This is a genomic window from Parablastomonas sp. CN1-191 (assembly GCF_049354825.1).
In the GTDB taxonomy this organism is placed as follows: Bacteria; Pseudomonadota; Alphaproteobacteria; order Sphingomonadales; family Sphingomonadaceae; genus Novosphingobium.
This window is the reverse complement of sequence record NZ_CP186480.1, coordinates 1,572,771-1,589,334: the sequence shown is the minus strand read 5'-3', so window position 1 is coordinate 1,589,334 and position 16,564 is coordinate 1,572,771. Positions and strand designations below refer to the sequence as shown.

At 65.0% G+C, this 16,564-nt stretch carries 10 protein-coding genes; 8 read left to right on the top strand and 2 right to left on the bottom strand.

The window, feature by feature from the left end:
• Positions 1–11: 11 nt before the first annotated feature.
• Positions 12–962 (bottom strand): Gfo/Idh/MocA family protein, encoded by a 951-nt coding sequence (locus tag ACOYW6_RS07860; protein ID WP_423140777.1) that lies wholly within the window; start codon positions 960–962, stop codon positions 12–14.
• A complete protein-coding gene (locus ACOYW6_RS07855; protein ID WP_423140776.1) occupies positions 946–2,547 on the bottom strand; it encodes a sodium/sugar symporter in 1,602 nt (533 codons plus the stop codon). Before ACOYW6_RS07855 ends, ACOYW6_RS07860 begins: the two co-directional genes overlap by 17 nt.
• A 140-nt stretch (positions 2,548–2,687) precedes the next feature.
• On the opposite strand from ACOYW6_RS07855, the gene ACOYW6_RS07850 reads away from it, so the two are divergent.
• The 8 genes from ACOYW6_RS07850 to ACOYW6_RS07815 all read left to right on the top strand — a co-directional run bounded on the left by ACOYW6_RS07850 (position 2,688) and on the right by ACOYW6_RS07815 (position 16,484).
• Complete coding sequence (locus ACOYW6_RS07850; protein WP_423140775.1) at positions 2,688–3,584, top strand: 2-dehydro-3-deoxygalactonokinase; 897 nt, start codon at positions 2,688–2,690, stop codon at positions 3,582–3,584.
• On the top strand, positions 3,581–4,237 hold the full coding sequence (locus tag ACOYW6_RS07845; RefSeq protein ID WP_423140774.1) for a 2-dehydro-3-deoxy-6-phosphogalactonate aldolase: 657 nt from the start codon (positions 3,581–3,583) through the stop codon (positions 4,235–4,237). Before ACOYW6_RS07850 ends, ACOYW6_RS07845 begins: the two co-directional genes overlap by 4 nt.
• A complete protein-coding gene (locus ACOYW6_RS07840) occupies positions 4,234–6,051 on the top strand; it encodes an IlvD/Edd family dehydratase (RefSeq protein ID WP_423140773.1) in 1,818 nt (605 codons plus the stop codon). Before ACOYW6_RS07845 ends, ACOYW6_RS07840 begins: the two co-directional genes overlap by 4 nt.
• A gap of 270 nt (positions 6,052–6,321) precedes the next feature.
• Positions 6,322–9,267 (top strand): TonB-dependent receptor, encoded by a 2,946-nt coding sequence (locus ACOYW6_RS07835; protein WP_423140772.1) that lies wholly within the window; start codon positions 6,322–6,324, stop codon positions 9,265–9,267.
• Positions 9,268–9,281: 14 nt separating this feature from the next.
• Positions 9,282–10,154: a glycoside hydrolase family 16 protein gene (locus tag ACOYW6_RS07830; RefSeq protein WP_423140771.1), complete on the top strand. Its 873-nt coding sequence runs from the start codon at positions 9,282–9,284 to the stop codon at positions 10,152–10,154.
• A complete protein-coding gene (locus tag ACOYW6_RS07825) occupies positions 10,151–13,396 on the top strand; it encodes a glycoside hydrolase family 2 TIM barrel-domain containing protein (protein WP_423140770.1) in 3,246 nt (1,081 codons plus the stop codon). The genes ACOYW6_RS07830 and ACOYW6_RS07825 overlap by 4 nt, the downstream gene beginning before the upstream one ends.
• Positions 13,393–14,889, top strand: coding sequence for a sulfatase-like hydrolase/transferase (locus tag ACOYW6_RS07820; protein WP_423140769.1), 1,497 nt, complete (start codon positions 13,393–13,395; stop codon positions 14,887–14,889). The genes ACOYW6_RS07825 and ACOYW6_RS07820 overlap by 4 nt, the downstream gene beginning before the upstream one ends.
• The gene (locus ACOYW6_RS07815) at positions 14,886–16,484 is read left to right on the top strand and encodes a sulfatase family protein (RefSeq protein ID WP_423140768.1); all 1,599 of its coding nucleotides are present in this window, start codon (positions 14,886–14,888) and stop codon (positions 16,482–16,484) included. Before ACOYW6_RS07820 ends, ACOYW6_RS07815 begins: the two co-directional genes overlap by 4 nt.
• Positions 16,485–16,564: the final 80 nt, after the last annotated feature.

Sequence of the window (16,564 nt, the reverse complement as noted above, 5' to 3'; positions counted from 1 at the left end):
ACTCATTTATCTTAGAAATGGAACGTGGAGACGGTGCGCCGGACGCCGATGCGGAGCGCTTCCGTGACCAGCGCCAAGGGGCGCAGGTCGACATCACTCGTCCCCGAATGCACCAAGTCCGCAAAGCGTTTGTAGAGGCCAGGATACTCGGTGTTCGGGCCAATTTCAGGCGGTTGGCCGTCAATCATCAGGCGGGTTCCGCCCTGGTCGAGCCGCAAGAGACCGGCATCGGTGGCGACCTCGATGGTCCAGTGTGGCTCGCCCGTGTAAAGGAAATCGAAGTCTGCGCTGACCGAAGCGGCAGCACCGTGCCGCATCGACAGCCGAGCTCGGATAGGGCTCTCGCGATTTGCGGGCACGGCAAGATCCGCTTCGATTAAGGTGATCGCGCCGGGCAGGATCACGGTCAGGATCGAGAAGGCGTTAATGCCGGGGTCGAACACGCCCATACCGCCCTCGGCCAGGATCCAATCTTGTCCCGGATGCCAGACGCGAATGTCTTCGCGCCATGCTATCGCCGCGGATTGAATGGTCTTGTTCGCAAGCCAGGCGCTCGCGGCGCCAACCTTTGCCGCTTCGCGCAAGTGCCATCCGGCAAACAGCGTCAAGCCGCGCGCGCGCGCAAGGTCCGCGAGCGCCTCTCCTTCCGCCACGGTCGCGCACGGCGGCTTTTCAAGCATCACGTGCTTGCCGGCCCGCAACGCCTCGCGCGCCAGCCCGGCTCGGCCAACCGGCGGGCACGCCAGGGTTATGGCGGCGACGTCGGGCTCGGCGGCAAGCATTTCACCCAGCGAGCGGTAGGGAACGTCCGGCTGTCGATCGGCGTCGCGGCTGGCCATGGCGACAAGCGTGAAATCGCTTAAGCCCGCGATCGCCGGCAAGTGTTGGTCGCGCGCGATTTTGCCGACCCCCACCAGGCCAAGACCGATGGCCGGCCGCGAGGTATCACCAGAACGTCGCATAAAGCCCGACCAGGACAAGGATTACGGCAAGTCCGCCTACATTGAACGACGGCTTTGTGGCGAAGCTCACCCCGTTGGCTGTGATGGTGTCGCGATCGGCAGACGGCGCGGTGAGAAGCGAGGCAAGAACCGCCAAGGCAAGTGAGGCAAGAAACACAATCCCCATGCGGTCCATGAATGGCACGCCCGGCAGGAACATCTTGAACGCCCACGACAGCGCCACCGAGGACACGGCACCGCCGATCGCGCCGCCCTCGTTGGCGCGTTTCCAGAACAGTCCGAGTATGAAAATGACGGTGATGCCGGGCGTGAAGAAGCCGGTAAATTCCTGGATGAATTGGAACGCCTGTTCGCTCGATCCGACCAGTGGCCGCGCGGTAAGAATGGCGATGACGATGGCCGTGGTTGCGGCCAGGCGCCCGACCAGCACCAAGTGCCGTTCGTTGCCGCCTTGCCCGCCGGTACCATCTTCGGCGTCGGTCTTCAGCTTTCGGGCCTTGGCGTAGACGTCGAGTGTGAAGATGGTTGCGATCGAGTTGATCTTCGATGCGGTCGAAGCGATGATCGCCGCGATCAGGGCCGCGAAGACAAGGCCAAGCAGGCCGGGCGGCAGCAGGCGCATCATCGTCGGGTAAGCCTCGTCGGGCTTGGCGAGGTCGGGTGCCAGGACCACTGCCGCGATGCCCGGCAAAACGATAATGATCGGCATCAGCAGCTTGAGAAACGCCGCGAACAGGATGCCCCGCTGCGCCTCGTCAAGCGAGCGGGCGGCGAGCGCGCGCTGGATGATGTACTGGTTGAAACCCCAGTAGCTCAGGTTCGCGATCCACATTCCGCCGATCAGGACCGAGAGGCCGGGGAGGTCGGGATAATGCGGGCTTCCGGGCTTCAGGATCATGTGAAAATGATCCGGCGCCGCGGTGACCAGGTTGTGCCATCCGGCGGCGATGCCGGCGCCGTGGCCCAGTTCCGACAAGGTCAGGCCGGCGATGATCAGGCCGCCGGCTATCAGCAGTGTTACCTGCACGATGTCGGTCAGCGCTACCGCCTTCAGTCCGCCGCGCAGCTGATACAGCAGAGCGAAGGCCCCCAGGATCACGAGCGCCAGGTCCTGGTTGACCCCGGCAACCTTGGTGACCGCGATCGAGCCCAGCCAAATAATCGAGGTCAGGTTCACGAAGACGTAGAGCGCCAGCCAGAACACCGCCATCAGCGTGCGGATCGATGTGCCATACCGCTTTTCCAGGAACTGCGGCATCGTGTAAATTTCGTTGCGCAGGAAGATCGGCAAAAATAACTTGCCTACGATCAGCAGGGTCGCCGCGGCCATCCATTCGTAGGACGCGATCGCGAGGCCGATCGCATAGCCTGACCCCGACATCCCCACGATCTGTTCAGCGGAGATGTTAGCGGCGATCAGCGAGGCGCCGATCGCCCACCACGGAAGATTGCGGGATGCCAGAAAATAGTCGGTCGTGTTCTTAGGTCCGGCCCCCGGCTTGTCGCGGCTGACCCACTGGGCAAGCCCGAAAATGAACACGGCATAGCCCGCGATTACTGCGATATCGATCGCCTGAAGAGTCATCCCCGCCATCTCCCTGGCCGATTGGTTCCGCCGGCTATTCGACGCTTGAAGCATATTTATATTATTATTAGAAGTGAAAATCGAACGGTGATTTTCGAGATGATTCGAACACCGCAAAAACAAGCGAGGGGGCAGTACGCATGATCGTGGGCGACTGGGGAACGACGCGGCTGCGCCTGTTTCGCTCCGCCACGCAGGGTGCGGAAAGGCTCGTCGGACCTGGCATTGGCCAGCTACGATCTTCGCCTGCGCAGACCCTGACGACGATGCTTGAGCCGTGGGCCGAAATTGCGAGAGCCGAAGGCGTGTTGCTGTGCGGAATGGCCGGGTCGCGATCCGGTCTGCTGGAATTGGACTATGCCGCATGTCCCGTGGGCTTTGCCGACTGGAGCGCCAAAACAGGCGAGGTCGACGGCGTCGCTTGCCGAATCCGCATCGCAACCGGGATCAAGGCTGCGAACTTCGCCGGTCTGCCGGATGTGATGCGCGGCGAAGAAACGCAGGTGTTCGGCGCGATCGCGAGCGACCGGCGGCTTGCAAGCGGGCGGCGCGTTTTGGTTCTGCCTGGTACGCACAGCAAGTGGGTCGTGGCCATCGACGGCGAGATTCGTGGTTTTCACACTTTTCCCACCGGCGAATTGTTCGCTCTGCTGCGCGACCACTCCAGCCTTGCGCGCGCCGGGGCGGACCCAGGCGAAGTCGATGCGGGTTTTGATGCCGGCGTTGTTCAGGGGATGCGTCATTCGCTTGCCGGCCTGTTTGCGGCGCGCGCCGCGCAGCTGGTCGATGGGCGCACGCACGGCTGGGCGCTCGGCTATCTTTCCGGACTGCTGATCGGCGGCGAATTGACGGAGGCACAGGATCTGATCGGTGCCCCGCTTTCGACACTGACAGTCATCGGCGATCCGTCTTTGTCTGCGCTCTATCGCCAGGCCGGCAGCAAGCTTGGCCTCTCCATGACCCTGCTCGATGGCGACGCCTGCGCAATTGCTGGCCTCAATCGCCTCGCCCGCGTTTACGAGGACAAACCGGCATGACGATCACCGATCTGCTCGACGATGGCGCGCCGCCGCTCGTCGCCATCCTGCGCGGAGTCACGCCCGATCGCGTCGCGGCCGTCGGCGAAGCGCTAGTGGCGGCGGGGATCCGCATCATCGAGGTTCCCCTTAACTCGCCCAGTCCGCTCGATTCGATTGGCAGGCTGGTGGCCGCTGTCGGGAACATCGCGGTGTGCGGTGCCGGCACCGTGCTCGACGTCGCGGCACTGGACAGCGTCGCAAGCGCCGGCGGCCGGCTCATCGTCGCCCCCAACACCAATCCGGCGGTGATCGGGCGTGCGGTGGCTCTAGGCCTCGAGGTCATGCCCGGTGTGGCGACCCCGACCGAAGCCTTCGCCGCGGTCGCGGCGGGGGCCACCCGATTGAAGCTCTTTCCCGCCGGCCCACTCGGCCCCAATTACGTCAAGACTTTGCGCGAAGTGTTGCCCGAATCGAGCCGGATCTGGGCCGTCGGCGGTACCGATGCCGCATCACTCCCTGGCTGGCTTGCCGCGGGAGCCGAGGGGATCGGAGTAGGAGGCGCCCTGTTCCGCCCGGCGATGGAATTCGACGAGATCGCCCGGAGGAGCGCCGATCTGGTTGGCGCGTGGCGCCAGTTCGCGTCGGCCGAAGCGAACGAGGCAGCGCAATGACCAGGAAACAGAACGGTCCCGGGAAATCCGAACGAACCGGCCTTCGCTCGCGAGCGTGGTTCGACGATCCCTCTAACCCCGACATGACCGCGCTCTATCTCGAGCGATATCTCAATTACGGCCTCAGTCGCGACGAACTGCAGTCGGCGCGCCCGATCATCGGGATCGCCCAGACGGGCAGCGACCTCAGCCCGTGCAACCGCCATCACATTGTCCTGGCCGAGCGGATCCGCGAAGGGATCCGCGAAGCCGGCGGTATCGCCATCGAATTCCCAGTCCATCCAATCCAGGAAACCGGCAAGCGACCCACTGCCGGGCTCGACCGCAACCTGGCATATTTGGGCCTTGTAGAGTTGCTATACGGGTATCCGCTTGACGGCGTCGTGCTGACCATCGGCTGCGACAAGACGACGCCGGCGCTGCTCATGGCGGCGGCCACGGTCGACATTCCCTCCATCGCGCTGTCAGTCGGTCCGATGCTTAACGGACGGCAAGGCAATCGCCGGGTTGGTTCCGGCACGATCATCTGGGAGGCGCGGCAGAAGCTGGCCGCGGGCGAAATCGATTACGAAGGGTTCCTCGACCTAGTCGCCGCATCGGCGCCGTCGACCGGTTACTGCAACACCATGGGCACGGCCACGACGATGAATTCGCTGAGCGAGGTCCTGGGCATGCAGCTGCCCGGCTCTGCCGCGATTCCCGCGCCCTATCGCCAGCGGCAGGAGATGGCCTACCGTACCGGCAAGCGCATCGTCGAAATGGTGCACGAGGATCTGCGCCCGTCGGATATCCTGACCCGCGACGCGTTTCTCAACGCGATCGTGGTCAATTCGGCCATCGGCGGGTCGACCAATGCGCCGATCCACCTTGCGGCAATCGCACGCCACGCCGGCGTCGAACTCGCGCTCGAGGACTGGCAACGCGTGGGGCACGATGTGCCGCTGCTGGTCAACCTCCAGCCAGCCGGCGAATACCTCGGCGAGGATTATTACCACGCCGGGGGCGTGCCCGCAGTCGTCGGGCAGCTCATCGAAGCGGGAATGATTCGCGAAGAGGCCATGACGGTCACCGGCAGCAGCATCGGCAGCAACTGCCGCGGCGCGGCGTCCGCGCTTCCCGAGGTGATCCGCCCGATCGGGGATCCCTTGCGCGCCCAAGCCGGCTTCATCGTGCTGGCGGGCAATTTCTTCGCCAGCGCGCTGATGAAGACCAGCGTGATTTCGGAGGAATTTCGTCAGCGGTACTTGTCTAACCCAGACCAGCCGGGAGCCTTCGAGGGCCGCGCCATCGTTTTCGACGGCAGCGAGGACTATCACGCACGCATCGATGAGCCGTCCTTGGGAATCGAGCCGTCGGACATCTTGGTCATCCGCGGCTGCGGCCCGGTGGGCTTTCCGGGCGCGGCCGAGGTCGTCAACATGCGTCCGCCCATTTACCTGATCCGCGCCGGCATCGCGCAGATGGCCTGCCTAGGCGACGGCCGGCAATCGGGCACGAGCGCTTCGCCTTCGATCCTGCACGTGACCCCCGAAGCGGCGAGCGGGGGCGACTTGGCGCTCTTGGAAACGTACGATCGGCTGCGCATCGACCTTGAGGCACGGCGGATCGACGTCCTGATCGCTGAAGGCGAGCTCAGTCGCCGCCGCGAGGCGCTGACCGCGCGCGGCGGTTATGCCTACCCGGCGTCGCAAACCCCTTGGCAGGCGCTCCAGCGCGAGCGTGTGGGCGGCCTGGCCAGCGGCGCGATCCTCGAAGGTTCGGAACGGTATCAACGTATCGACCGAACGTTCGGCATCCCGCGCGACAGCCATTGAGAGGCGCGGGGCCGGCGGCCAGCGGCGGATTCCCGGGTATTTGATGGCTCCGAAGCGGCGTTGACACCGAGGGGAAAAGCGTTATATCCTATTTATAGTATCATTAAGATAAGAATCGATGGGGAGAGGATAATGCGCCAGGTTCTTGGGCTGTCATCATGCACATGGGCTCTTGCCGTCGCGTGCAGCCTCGCGCCGATTGGCGCAGCCAATGCCCAGCAGGCCCAACCGTCCCCCGCCACATCGGATGACCGCAAGCCTGACGACCAGGTGATCGTCGTATCCGGCGTGCGCCAGTCGATCGAAAGCGCGATCGACGACAAGCGCCGCGCGACCGAGATCAAGGATTCCATTACCGCCGAAGACATCGGCCAATTGGCCAACGACAACATCTCCGAGGCGCTCCAGCGCATCGCCGGCGTACAGGTCAGCCGCAGCGACGATGGCGAGGGCGAGGGCGTCCAGATCCGCGGCCTGTCGGACAACAACGTTCAGCTTAACGGCGAGACGATCTCCGGCACGGCGGCGGAACGGGGAGTCAACTTCCAGGACCTTGGTGCCGAGCTGTTTTCTGGCGTCGAAGTGCTCAAGTCGCCCACCGCGGATTCGATCGAGGGGTCGCTGGGCGGCACGATCAACCTCAAGACGCGCGCGCCGCTCGACGGCAAAAAGGACTTCACCTTCAACGCCACCGCGACCGAAAAATACGCCGAGGTCGGCCGGCTCTGGAACAACGACGCGTCGGTCCTGGCGATCAAGCAGTTCCGCGACACCCCGATCGGCGACATCGGCGTCCTGCTCAACTTCGGCTACAAGGAAACGGCCAGCGTGGCCGAAGTCTATGGCGGCGGTGATTACGAGGAGGCGCCGGCGATCTGGATCCGCAAGACCGGCGCCGATGTCCCGCAAAACAATCCGACCACCACCAACGCCAACTACAACTATTTCTACCAGGGCACGATCGCCGGCCAGCCCAACCCCTACCGCTACGATCTTAACGAAGACCCGAACGGCGACGGCGTCAGCGATGCCAAGGATGTCTATTACGTCCCAGGCCAGATCGGATTTTTCGAACGTGCCCGCGATGACAAGAAAAAGTCCTTCAACGGCACTCTCGAATGGCGGCCGGCAAGCAACCTCAAGCTGCGTTTCGACACCGTCCTCACCGATATTCAGGAAAACCTGACAGGGGCAAACTACTCGATCAATTTCAACGTCCCGCGCGCCGGGCCGCTGATCGGCGGAGCGGGCAATGTCTACACCAAGCTTGAAGACACGCCCACGCTCGGCGGCGTCTACGTCATGGAGTCGGGCCGGCTCGCTTCGGCCACCAACCGCGTCGGGGCGGCCCCGTCGGTCAACACCGTCAATCGCAAGTCGCAGCAATATTCGCTCGAAGCCAATTGGGATGTCTCGCCCGCGCTCAATTTCTACGTCAAGGGATCGACCTCGCGCGGTCAGGCCAACACCGATGTCCAGGCGCAGCTCAGCACCGGCATCGAGCAGCAGGGCGGTCCCGCCGCGACGTTCAACGCGCAGGATTTCTACAACTTCATCGATTTCAACACGACGGCCGGCAAGATCCCGAACGTCACCTTCTATGAAGATCCGTTTCCCTCACCCGCTTACGGGGTGAACGGCGTGGTTGCGCCGGCGAATCTGGTGGCTCTGGATCCGGGCCACATCAACTACGTGCGGCAGCGCTACTTCCAGTACCAGCGCAACGCGTCGGACACCAAGAACAACGACGATTCGGTCCGTTTCGACGTAACGTGGGAGCCGGGCGTTGGCTTCTTCAAGGCGCTCAAGTTCGGCGGCCGCTGGGCTGAACGCAGTTTCCAGCGTGCTACCTATCAGAATCCCAACCAGAATGCCGGTGTCTACACCGCGTACGACGGGGTGCGGGCGCCGACCCAACTGGTGAACATCCAGCGGATACCGGTGAACCCGGGCTCGACCACGGATCCGGCTGCCGCGGCGACCGCGGCGTTCCTGCTGCCCTGCATCAACTCGGCCGGTCGCGCCGGGCTGCTGTCGCAATTCGCGAGCAATCTGCCGCGCACCTTCGGGTCGACCGCGGGCTGCGATTTGAAGGCCGTAGAAGCTTATTTCAACATGATCGACATTCGCGCGATCAACCCCGCCACCGGCGCCGGTTATTACGAGCAGGTCGCGCAGCGTTTCGACGTCACCGAGCAGACGCTGGCGGCCTATGCGCGGGCCGATTTCCGGACCGCTCTGGGCAGCGTCGATTTCTTCGGCAACGTTGGCGTTCGTTACGTCAGGACGAAAACCACGTCGGGAGGGTATATTCCCAGCGCAACCAAGCCCGGAGCGTTCGACACGGTCACCCTGCCGGGCGAATATTCGGACTTTCTCCCTTCGGCCAACCTCAACTTCGCCCTGACGCGCAACGCCATTTTCCGCGCTGCCTTCACGCGTTCGCTGGGCCGTCCGGCGCTGGCACAGATTTCGCCCGGGCTGTCGATCATCCGCAGCGACGTCGATCCCAATTACGCCGGCTTCGGCACGGCCGGGAACCCCGACCTCGCGCCCGTTCACTCGAACAACATCGATGCCTCGCTCGAATGGTATTACGGCAAGGGCGGATACATTTCGCTCGCCGGGTTCATCAAGAACATCGATTCCACGATCTTCCTCGGCTCCGACCAGGTTCCCCTCCAGATCGGCGACGAGGTTTTCGCGGTCCGCACCTACCAAAATTTCGGGGGCACCAAGATCAAGGGCCTCGAACTGGGCCTCGCGCACGCCTTCACATACCTGCCCGCGCCGTTCTCGCACATGGGCGTGACCGCGAACTTCACTCTGGTGGACGAAGCCAGCGAACTCGTGGACCAAGAAGGCGATTCGGTGGGCCGCCGCGACCTTTCGAACAAGGCCGCGAACTTGGGCGCCTACTATGACGATGGCCGTTTCAGCGCGCGCGTCGCCTATAACTGGCGCAGCGCCTTCACGCGCCGTGAAAACGTCGCGCTGGGGTTCGCGCGGCCCGAAACGCTGCCGGAAATCGAGGCCGCGCGCGATCAGGTCGACCTGGCCCTGCGTTACAAGGTCAACCAGAACATCCGCTACACCTTCAATGCGATCAACCTGACCAACACCGGCACGTTCCGGTACATGAAGTACCCGCAGCTGGTGAATTACCTCGCGTACTCGGGCCGCAAGTTCAACCTGGGCGTGTCGGTCAGCTTTTAGCTCAGGAGCGCAACGTGCGAAGCCAGACTCTCTTGACCTTGGCCGGTGCGGCAGGCCTCCTGGTCGGGGTCGTTCCGGCCCGTGCGGCACCGGTGTCGGTGCCACCTGGCTACGCGCTCGTCTGGTCTGACGAGTTCAACCGCGACGGGCCGCCCGATCCCGCCAGGTGGACGTTCGAGCACGGGTTCGTGCGCAATGGCGAGATGCAATGGTATCAGCCGGATAATGCCCGCGTCAAAAACGGGCGGCTGATCATCGAGGCGCGGCACGAAGCCAGGCCCAACCCGCTCTTCGGCTCGGCGGCGGCCAAGCCGCCTTTTCGCCAACGCGCAGCGATCCAGTATACGTCCGCCAGCGTCACCACGAAGGGGCTGGCCAACTGGACGTACGGCCGGTTCGAGATCCGGGCCAGGATCACGGCAGAACAGGGGCTCTGGCCCGCGCTATGGTTCGTAGGCCAGGACGGCCGCTGGCCCGCGGGCGGCGAGATCGACCTGATGGAATACTATCAGCAGCGCATCCTGGCGAACTTTGCCTGGCCATCCGGGGTGCCGGGCAAGCCGGTCTGGAAAAGCGCCAGGGTCCCGGTTGCGGATCTGGCCGGCAATCCCAACTGGGACAGCACGTTTCACCTCTGGACGATGGATTGGGACGCGCACGGCATCAGCCTGCAACTCGACGGGGCGGTCATCAACCGGATCGACCTGGCAACGATCGACGCGTCGCTGCCGAAGGGCGCCGCAAACCCGTTTCGCCGGCCCCAATACCTGATCATCAACCTGGCGCTTGGCGGTCAGCGGGGCGGTCCGCTCAAGGACACGCGCTTTCCCTCCCGCTTCGAGGTCGACTACGTCCGGGTCTACCAGCGCAAGGAGGCCAACCGATGACGAACCGCGCCTTGGCCTCGTGCGCCGGCCTGCTGCTCGGCAGCCTGGTGCCGGGCGCTGCGCTGGCCCAGGCCATGCCACCGCCGGCGTCGCCCAGCGGCGCGCTGCCGGACTGGGAAAACCCGCAAGTCAACGCTATCGGGCGGCTGCCGATGCACACCAGCTTCGAGGCTTACGAATCCGACGCACTGGCCCGGAAAGGCGAACCTGAAAAGTCGGCACGGTTTCTTTCGCTCAATGGGCAATGGGCGTTTCACTGGGCGAAAAATCCGGGCCACCGCGCCGCCGGGTTCGAGAAGCCGGGTTACGACGTGAGCGCCTGGCCGAAGATCGCGGTCCCCGGAAACTGGGAGCTGCAAGGCTACGACATCCCCCACTACATCAACCAGGAATACATCTTCCCGGCCAACCAGCCGTACCTGCCGGCCGACTACAACCCCGTCGGATCCTATCGCCGCGATTTCGACGTTCCAGCCAAGTGGTCGGGCCAGACGCTGACGCTGCAATTTGGTGCCGTGCAGTCGGCGTACTACGTCTGGGTCAACGGCAAACTGGCCGGATATAGCGAGGATTCGCGCCTTCCCGCCGAATTCGACGTGACCCGCCTGGCGCATCCCGGGCGCAACACCGTTGCGGTCGAAGTCTATCGCTTTGCCGATGGCAGCTACCTGGAAAAGCAGGACATGTGGAACATGAGCGGGATTTTCCGCGACGTGTCCCTGTCGGCCCGTCCGCCCGCCCACATCGCCGATATCGTCGTCGGCCAGGAATTGGCGGACGATCGCAGTACCGGTCAGTTGCGGGTCACTGCGGCGGTGACGCCCGCGGCCGCAAAGGGGCGCGCAATAGTCAATCTGGCGCTGAGCGACGGCGACCGGGTGCTGTACCGTGAGACGCGCCCGGCACGTGACGATGCGGTGTTTTTCACCCGCGACCTGCCCGGCATTACGCCCTGGAGCGCCGAGAGTCCGAAACTCTACACGCTCGACATCCAGCTGGCCGACGCGAGGGGCGCCACGATCGAGGCGGTGCGCCGGTCAGTCGGCTTCCGCACCATCCGGATGCAGGGCGGACTGGTGACTGTGAACGGCAAACCGATCACCATCCGCGGGGTCAATCGCCACGAACACGACCCCGCCACCGGGCATGTCATCAGCCACGCGCTGATGGAACAGGACGTGCGGATCATGAAGCAGCTCAACATTAACGCGCTGCGCATGTCCCACTATCCCAACGATCCCTACATGTACGAATTAGCCGATCGCTACGGCCTCTACGTCATGGACGAAGCGAACATCGAATCGCACGAATACATGCGCATGGGGGACGAGGCGAAGCCGCCCAAAACCCGCGCCGATTACCAGCTCGGTTTCAAGCCCGAATGGGAAAAGGCCCACCTTGAGCGGGTCGAGCGCATGATCGAGCGCGATCGCAACCATCCCTCGGTCCTGTTCTGGTCGCTTGGGAATGAGGCGGGGATCGGCCCCACCTTCGAAAAGGCGGCCGCCCTTTCGCGCCGGCTCGATCCGCACCGGTTGGTCAGTTACGGTGGTTACGGCACGGTCGATGGGCCCGTGGTGCTTTCCTACGTCGATTTCTATTCGCCGATGTACGACCCGCCTTCTGAATTGCTGCAATATGCCGCGTCGACAAATCCCCAGCCCGAAATCATGGCCGAATACGCCCACGCGATGGGCAACAGCCTGGGCGGTTTCCGCGAATATTGGGACACTATCTATGCTCATCCGGACCGGCTGCAGGGCGGGTTCGTGTGGGATTTCGTCGATCAGACGCTGTACAAGAAGCTGCCGGACGGCCGCACCATCCTGGCATACGGCGGTGATTTTGGACCGAGCCCGCGGGCCGATTCGGACAATTTCCTCGCAAACGGCCTGCTCGAGCCCGACCGGCGCTACCATCCGCACGCGTGGGAGCTGAAGAAAGTGTACCAGCCGGTCGACTTCCGGTTGGGGGCCGGGGGCGCGCTGACCGTCATCAACCGGTTCGATTTCAGCGACACCGGGGGCCTCGCGTTCCGCTGGCGCCAAGAGCGAGACGGACGCACGGTTGCGAGCGGCTCCTTGCCCGACCCGCATGCGGATCCGCACGGAACGGCGGTGATCGCCCTTCCGCCCGAGGCGGTCAGGACCGACGGCAAGGGTGAAGCGTTCCTCACCGTCGAGGCGACCGCGCGGCCTGGCGCCATTCCCCTGGTCGATGCCTCGGCCGTCGTCGCTTGGGAGCAGTTTCCACTGGGCACGGCGCCCGCGGTCGGCGCGCCCCAGGGCCGCGGCCGTCCGGCGCTGGCCGACAACGGCGCCACGGTCACCGTGACGACTACCGCGGGCGGTGCGTTCACGTTCGACAGGGGTTCGGGCGAACTGACCGGATGGCGCCACCAGGGCCGCGACCTGCTTGTCGCCGGGATCGTCCCCAACCTGTGGCGCGCGCCGACCGACAACGACGCCGGCGGATCCTGGATGCTCAAGACTTCGCGGATCTGGAAGACGGCCCTGGCCAGCCGCAAGCTAACGGCCTTTGCCGTCGCGCGCACGGCCACGGGCAGAACGGTTCACACCGTTTACCGCCTGGGCGGCGACATCGCCGACTTCGCGATCGACTACGCCGTCGGCAACGACGGTTCGCTGGCGGTCGCGGCGCGGCTCGATCCGCGCAAGGACAAGCTGCCAATTCTCCCGCGGGTTGGCACCAACATGCAATTCAAGGGCGCGTTCTCGCACCTAGAATGGTTCGGGCGCGGGCCGCACGAGAATTACTGGGATCGCAAGACCGGCGCGGCGGTAGCCCGCTATGCTTCCACCGTCGCTGAGCAGTATCACGACTACTCTCGCCCCCAGGAAACCGGCAACAAATCCGACGTGCGGTGGTTCGCGCTGCGCGACGGGCAGGGCAACGGCCTGCTGGTGACGGGCGATGGTCTGCTGCACTTCTCCGCTCTTCCGGTCCTTCAGAGCGACCTCGATCACGATCGCCGCCGCGGCGTGCCGCACCGGCACGGCGGGGATGTGACGTTCCGCGATCTGGTCAGCGTCAACGTCGATCATCTGCAGATGGGGGTGGGCGGGATCAACAGCTGGGGCGCTTTGCCCTTGCCGCAATACCGCATCCCCGCCGCGCCATATGCCTGGAGCATTCGGATCGTGCCGCTCGCCCCCGGTGAGGACGCGCAAACCGTCGCGCGGCGCAACGCCGCCACCCCTTCCGCAGGAGATTCACAATGACCTTAGCCCGATCGATTGGTGGCCGAATCCGGTTGGCCGGCATGGCGGCCGGCGCGCTCGCGATGGTAATGGCGGCGCCGCAGGCGGCGCTGGCCCGCGCCGACGCGGCGGCGCGTCCGAACGTGATCGTGATCGTCACCGACGACCAGGGTTACCGCGATGTCGGCTTCAACGGCAGCCCCGACATCCCGACCCCGAATATCGACCGGATCGCCCGAGAAGGGGTGCGCTTTACCCGCGGCTACGTCGCGTTCCCGGTCTGCGCGCCAAGTCGCGCGGGGCTGCTCACCGGCCGCTACCCGGCGCGATTCGGCTTCGATCGCAATCCCAACGGCGATCCCACCGACCCTAAGGGCGGAGTGCCGCGCAGCGAACTGATGCTGTCGGAAGCGCTGAAGGCCGCCGGCTACGGGACGAAGGCGATCGGCAAGTGGCACATGGGAACCCACCCCACGCTGCGGCCGCGGGTGCGCGGCTTCGACGAGTTCTACGGTTTCATCGAAGGCGGCCACGGCTACATGCCCGGCCAGGCGAAGATGGAGGACATCAGCCAGTCGAAGGTTATCTACGACTGGTACTACACCAAGCTGATCGACAACGGCGTGAAGGTCGATTTCAAGAAATACCTCACCGAGGAATTTTCCGATCGCGCCGTCGAATACGTCGACCGGATGGCGACGGCGGACAAGCCATTCTTCCTCTACCTGGCCTACAATGCGCCGCACGCGCCGCTGCAGGTGACCGACAAGTACCTCAACCGCTTTCCCAACGTGACTAACCCGAAACGGCGCGCCTACATGGCCATGATCAGCGCCGTCGATGACGGCGTGGGTCAGGTCCTGCAGGAACTCGACAAGCGCGGCATCGCCAAGGACACGGTCGTATTCTTCCTTTCTGATAACGGGGGCGTCACCAATCACGACACCGGCGAACAGCCGGTAGCCGACAACGCGCCCCTGCGCGGCGGCAAGAGCCAGCTTTTCGAAGGCGGCGTGCGCGTGCCCTTCGCCGTTCGCTGGCCAGGCCGGATCGCCGGCGGGCGGGACTACACGCGCCCGGTCAGCTCGCTCGACATCTTCGGTACGCTGGCGGGCGAAATGGGCTTGCACACGTTGCCCAGGCAGCCGCTCGACGGGGTGAACCTAGTCCCGTACCTGGCGGGCACGACCAGGGGAGATCCGCATCCGGCACTGTTCTGGCGCAAGTACGACCAGCACCAGGGCGCGATGGTCGTGGGCGACCTGAAGTACCTGGCCACGCCGCAGGGGACCGCGGCCTACAACTTGCGCAGCGATGTCGCGGAAACCACCGACGTTTCGAAGCAGAACGCGGCAACGATGGTCAAGCTGGACGAACTTTACGGCGCCTGGGCGAAACAGATGGCGCCCAGGCCGGCGTTTCCACCGCTTGGCACATGGCCGGCCAAGGCCGCGCCGAAGGTCGCGCCGGCCGCGGGTGCCACGCCGGCCCCAGAAGGGGAGGGCGGCCAGTGATCCCGGCAGAGGGGCGGTGTTTCCGGCCGATCGCTGCCCTGCTGGCCGTCACCGCGCTGGCGGTGGCAGGGCCGGCCAGCGCCAAGGCACCGGCACCCGAATCCGCCGCGCGCCCGGCCAGGGCACCCAATGTCGTCATTCTCTATGCCGATGACCTGGGCTACGGCGATCTCGGCGCTTATGGCGCCAGGCGCGTCGCCACCCCTAACACCGACGCGCTGGCCCGTGCCGGATTGCGTTTCACCGATGCCTATGCGCCGGCGGCAACCTGCACGCCGTCGCGCTATGCCTTGCTGACCGGCGAATACGGCTTTCGCAGCCATGCCGAGATCCTGCCCGGAGATGCCGCGGCGCTGATCCGGCCGGGCAAGGCCACGATCGCCTCCGTGCTGAAGGCACGCGGCTACACCACCGGCGTGATCGGCAAATGGCACCTGGGCCTGGGGGACGGGACCGTCGATTGGAACGGCAGCGTCGCGCCCGGCCCGCTCGAGATCGGGTTTGACTATTCGTTCCTGCTGCCTGCCACTCTGGACCGCGTGCCGACCGTATACCTAGACGGCCACAAGGTCGTCGGCGTCGATCCGGCGGACCCGATCAAGGTCAGCTATTCCGCGCCGCTGGCCGGGCGGCCCATCGGCCGCCAGCATCCCGAGCTGCTGCGCTACAAGGCCGACGACCAGCATTCCGACAGCATCGTCAACGGGGTGTCGCGGATCGGCTACATGCAAGGCGGCAAGAAGGCCGAGTGGGTCGACGAGGACATTCACGCCGTGCTGGCCGATAAGGCCCGCGGGTTTATCCGCGCCAATCGCGATCATCCATTCCTGCTCTATTTTCCGATCCCCGATCCGCACGTGCCGCGGCTTCCGGGCAAGGCCTTCCGGGGCAAGACGGCGATGGGCCCGCGCGGGGACGCGATCGTGGAAATGGACTGGATCGTCGGCCAGGTCATGGCGGAACTTCGCCAGCAGGGCCTGTCGCGCGACACGCTGGTGATCTTCTCGAGCGACAACGGCCCGGTGCTGAACGACGGATACGAAGACGGCGCCGTCGAGAAGCTGGGCGACCACGCGCCAGGCGGCGTTTATCGCGGCGGCAAGTACAGCGCGCTCGAGGCCGGTACCCGCGTGCCGCTGATCGCGTCCTGGCCCGGCCACATCAAGCCCGGGAACAGCCCGGCGCTGTTTTCGCAAATCGACCTGCTGGCAACGCTTGCGCGGATTGCCAGGGCGCCGCTGGCGCCGGACCAGGCGATCGACAGCCGCGACATGCTGGCCGCGCTGACCGGATCCGACCGCCGGGGACGCAGCGAGTTGTTTACCGAGTCGGTCCCCAGCGTCGCGATCCGAAAAGGCCGCTACAAGTATATCGCCCCCGCCGCGCATCCGGCTACCGCCGCCTTCATCGCCGGCAAGGGCATCGAAAGCGGTGCCAGCCCCATGCCGCAGCTTTACGACCTGGTCCGCGATCCGGGCGAACGCAGCAACCTGGCCAGTGCGCAGCCGGGCCTTGCCGCAACGCTGGCAGCCAGGCTGCGTGCAATCGCGGCACGCCGCACGGCCGAACGCAAACCGGCAGCGCCCGCGCGATGACGGCTTCGTCCGCTTCGCGGGGGTTGCGCGCCTTTGCCGCATTGCTGGCAACGGGGGCGCTGCCGCAACCGACTGCTGCC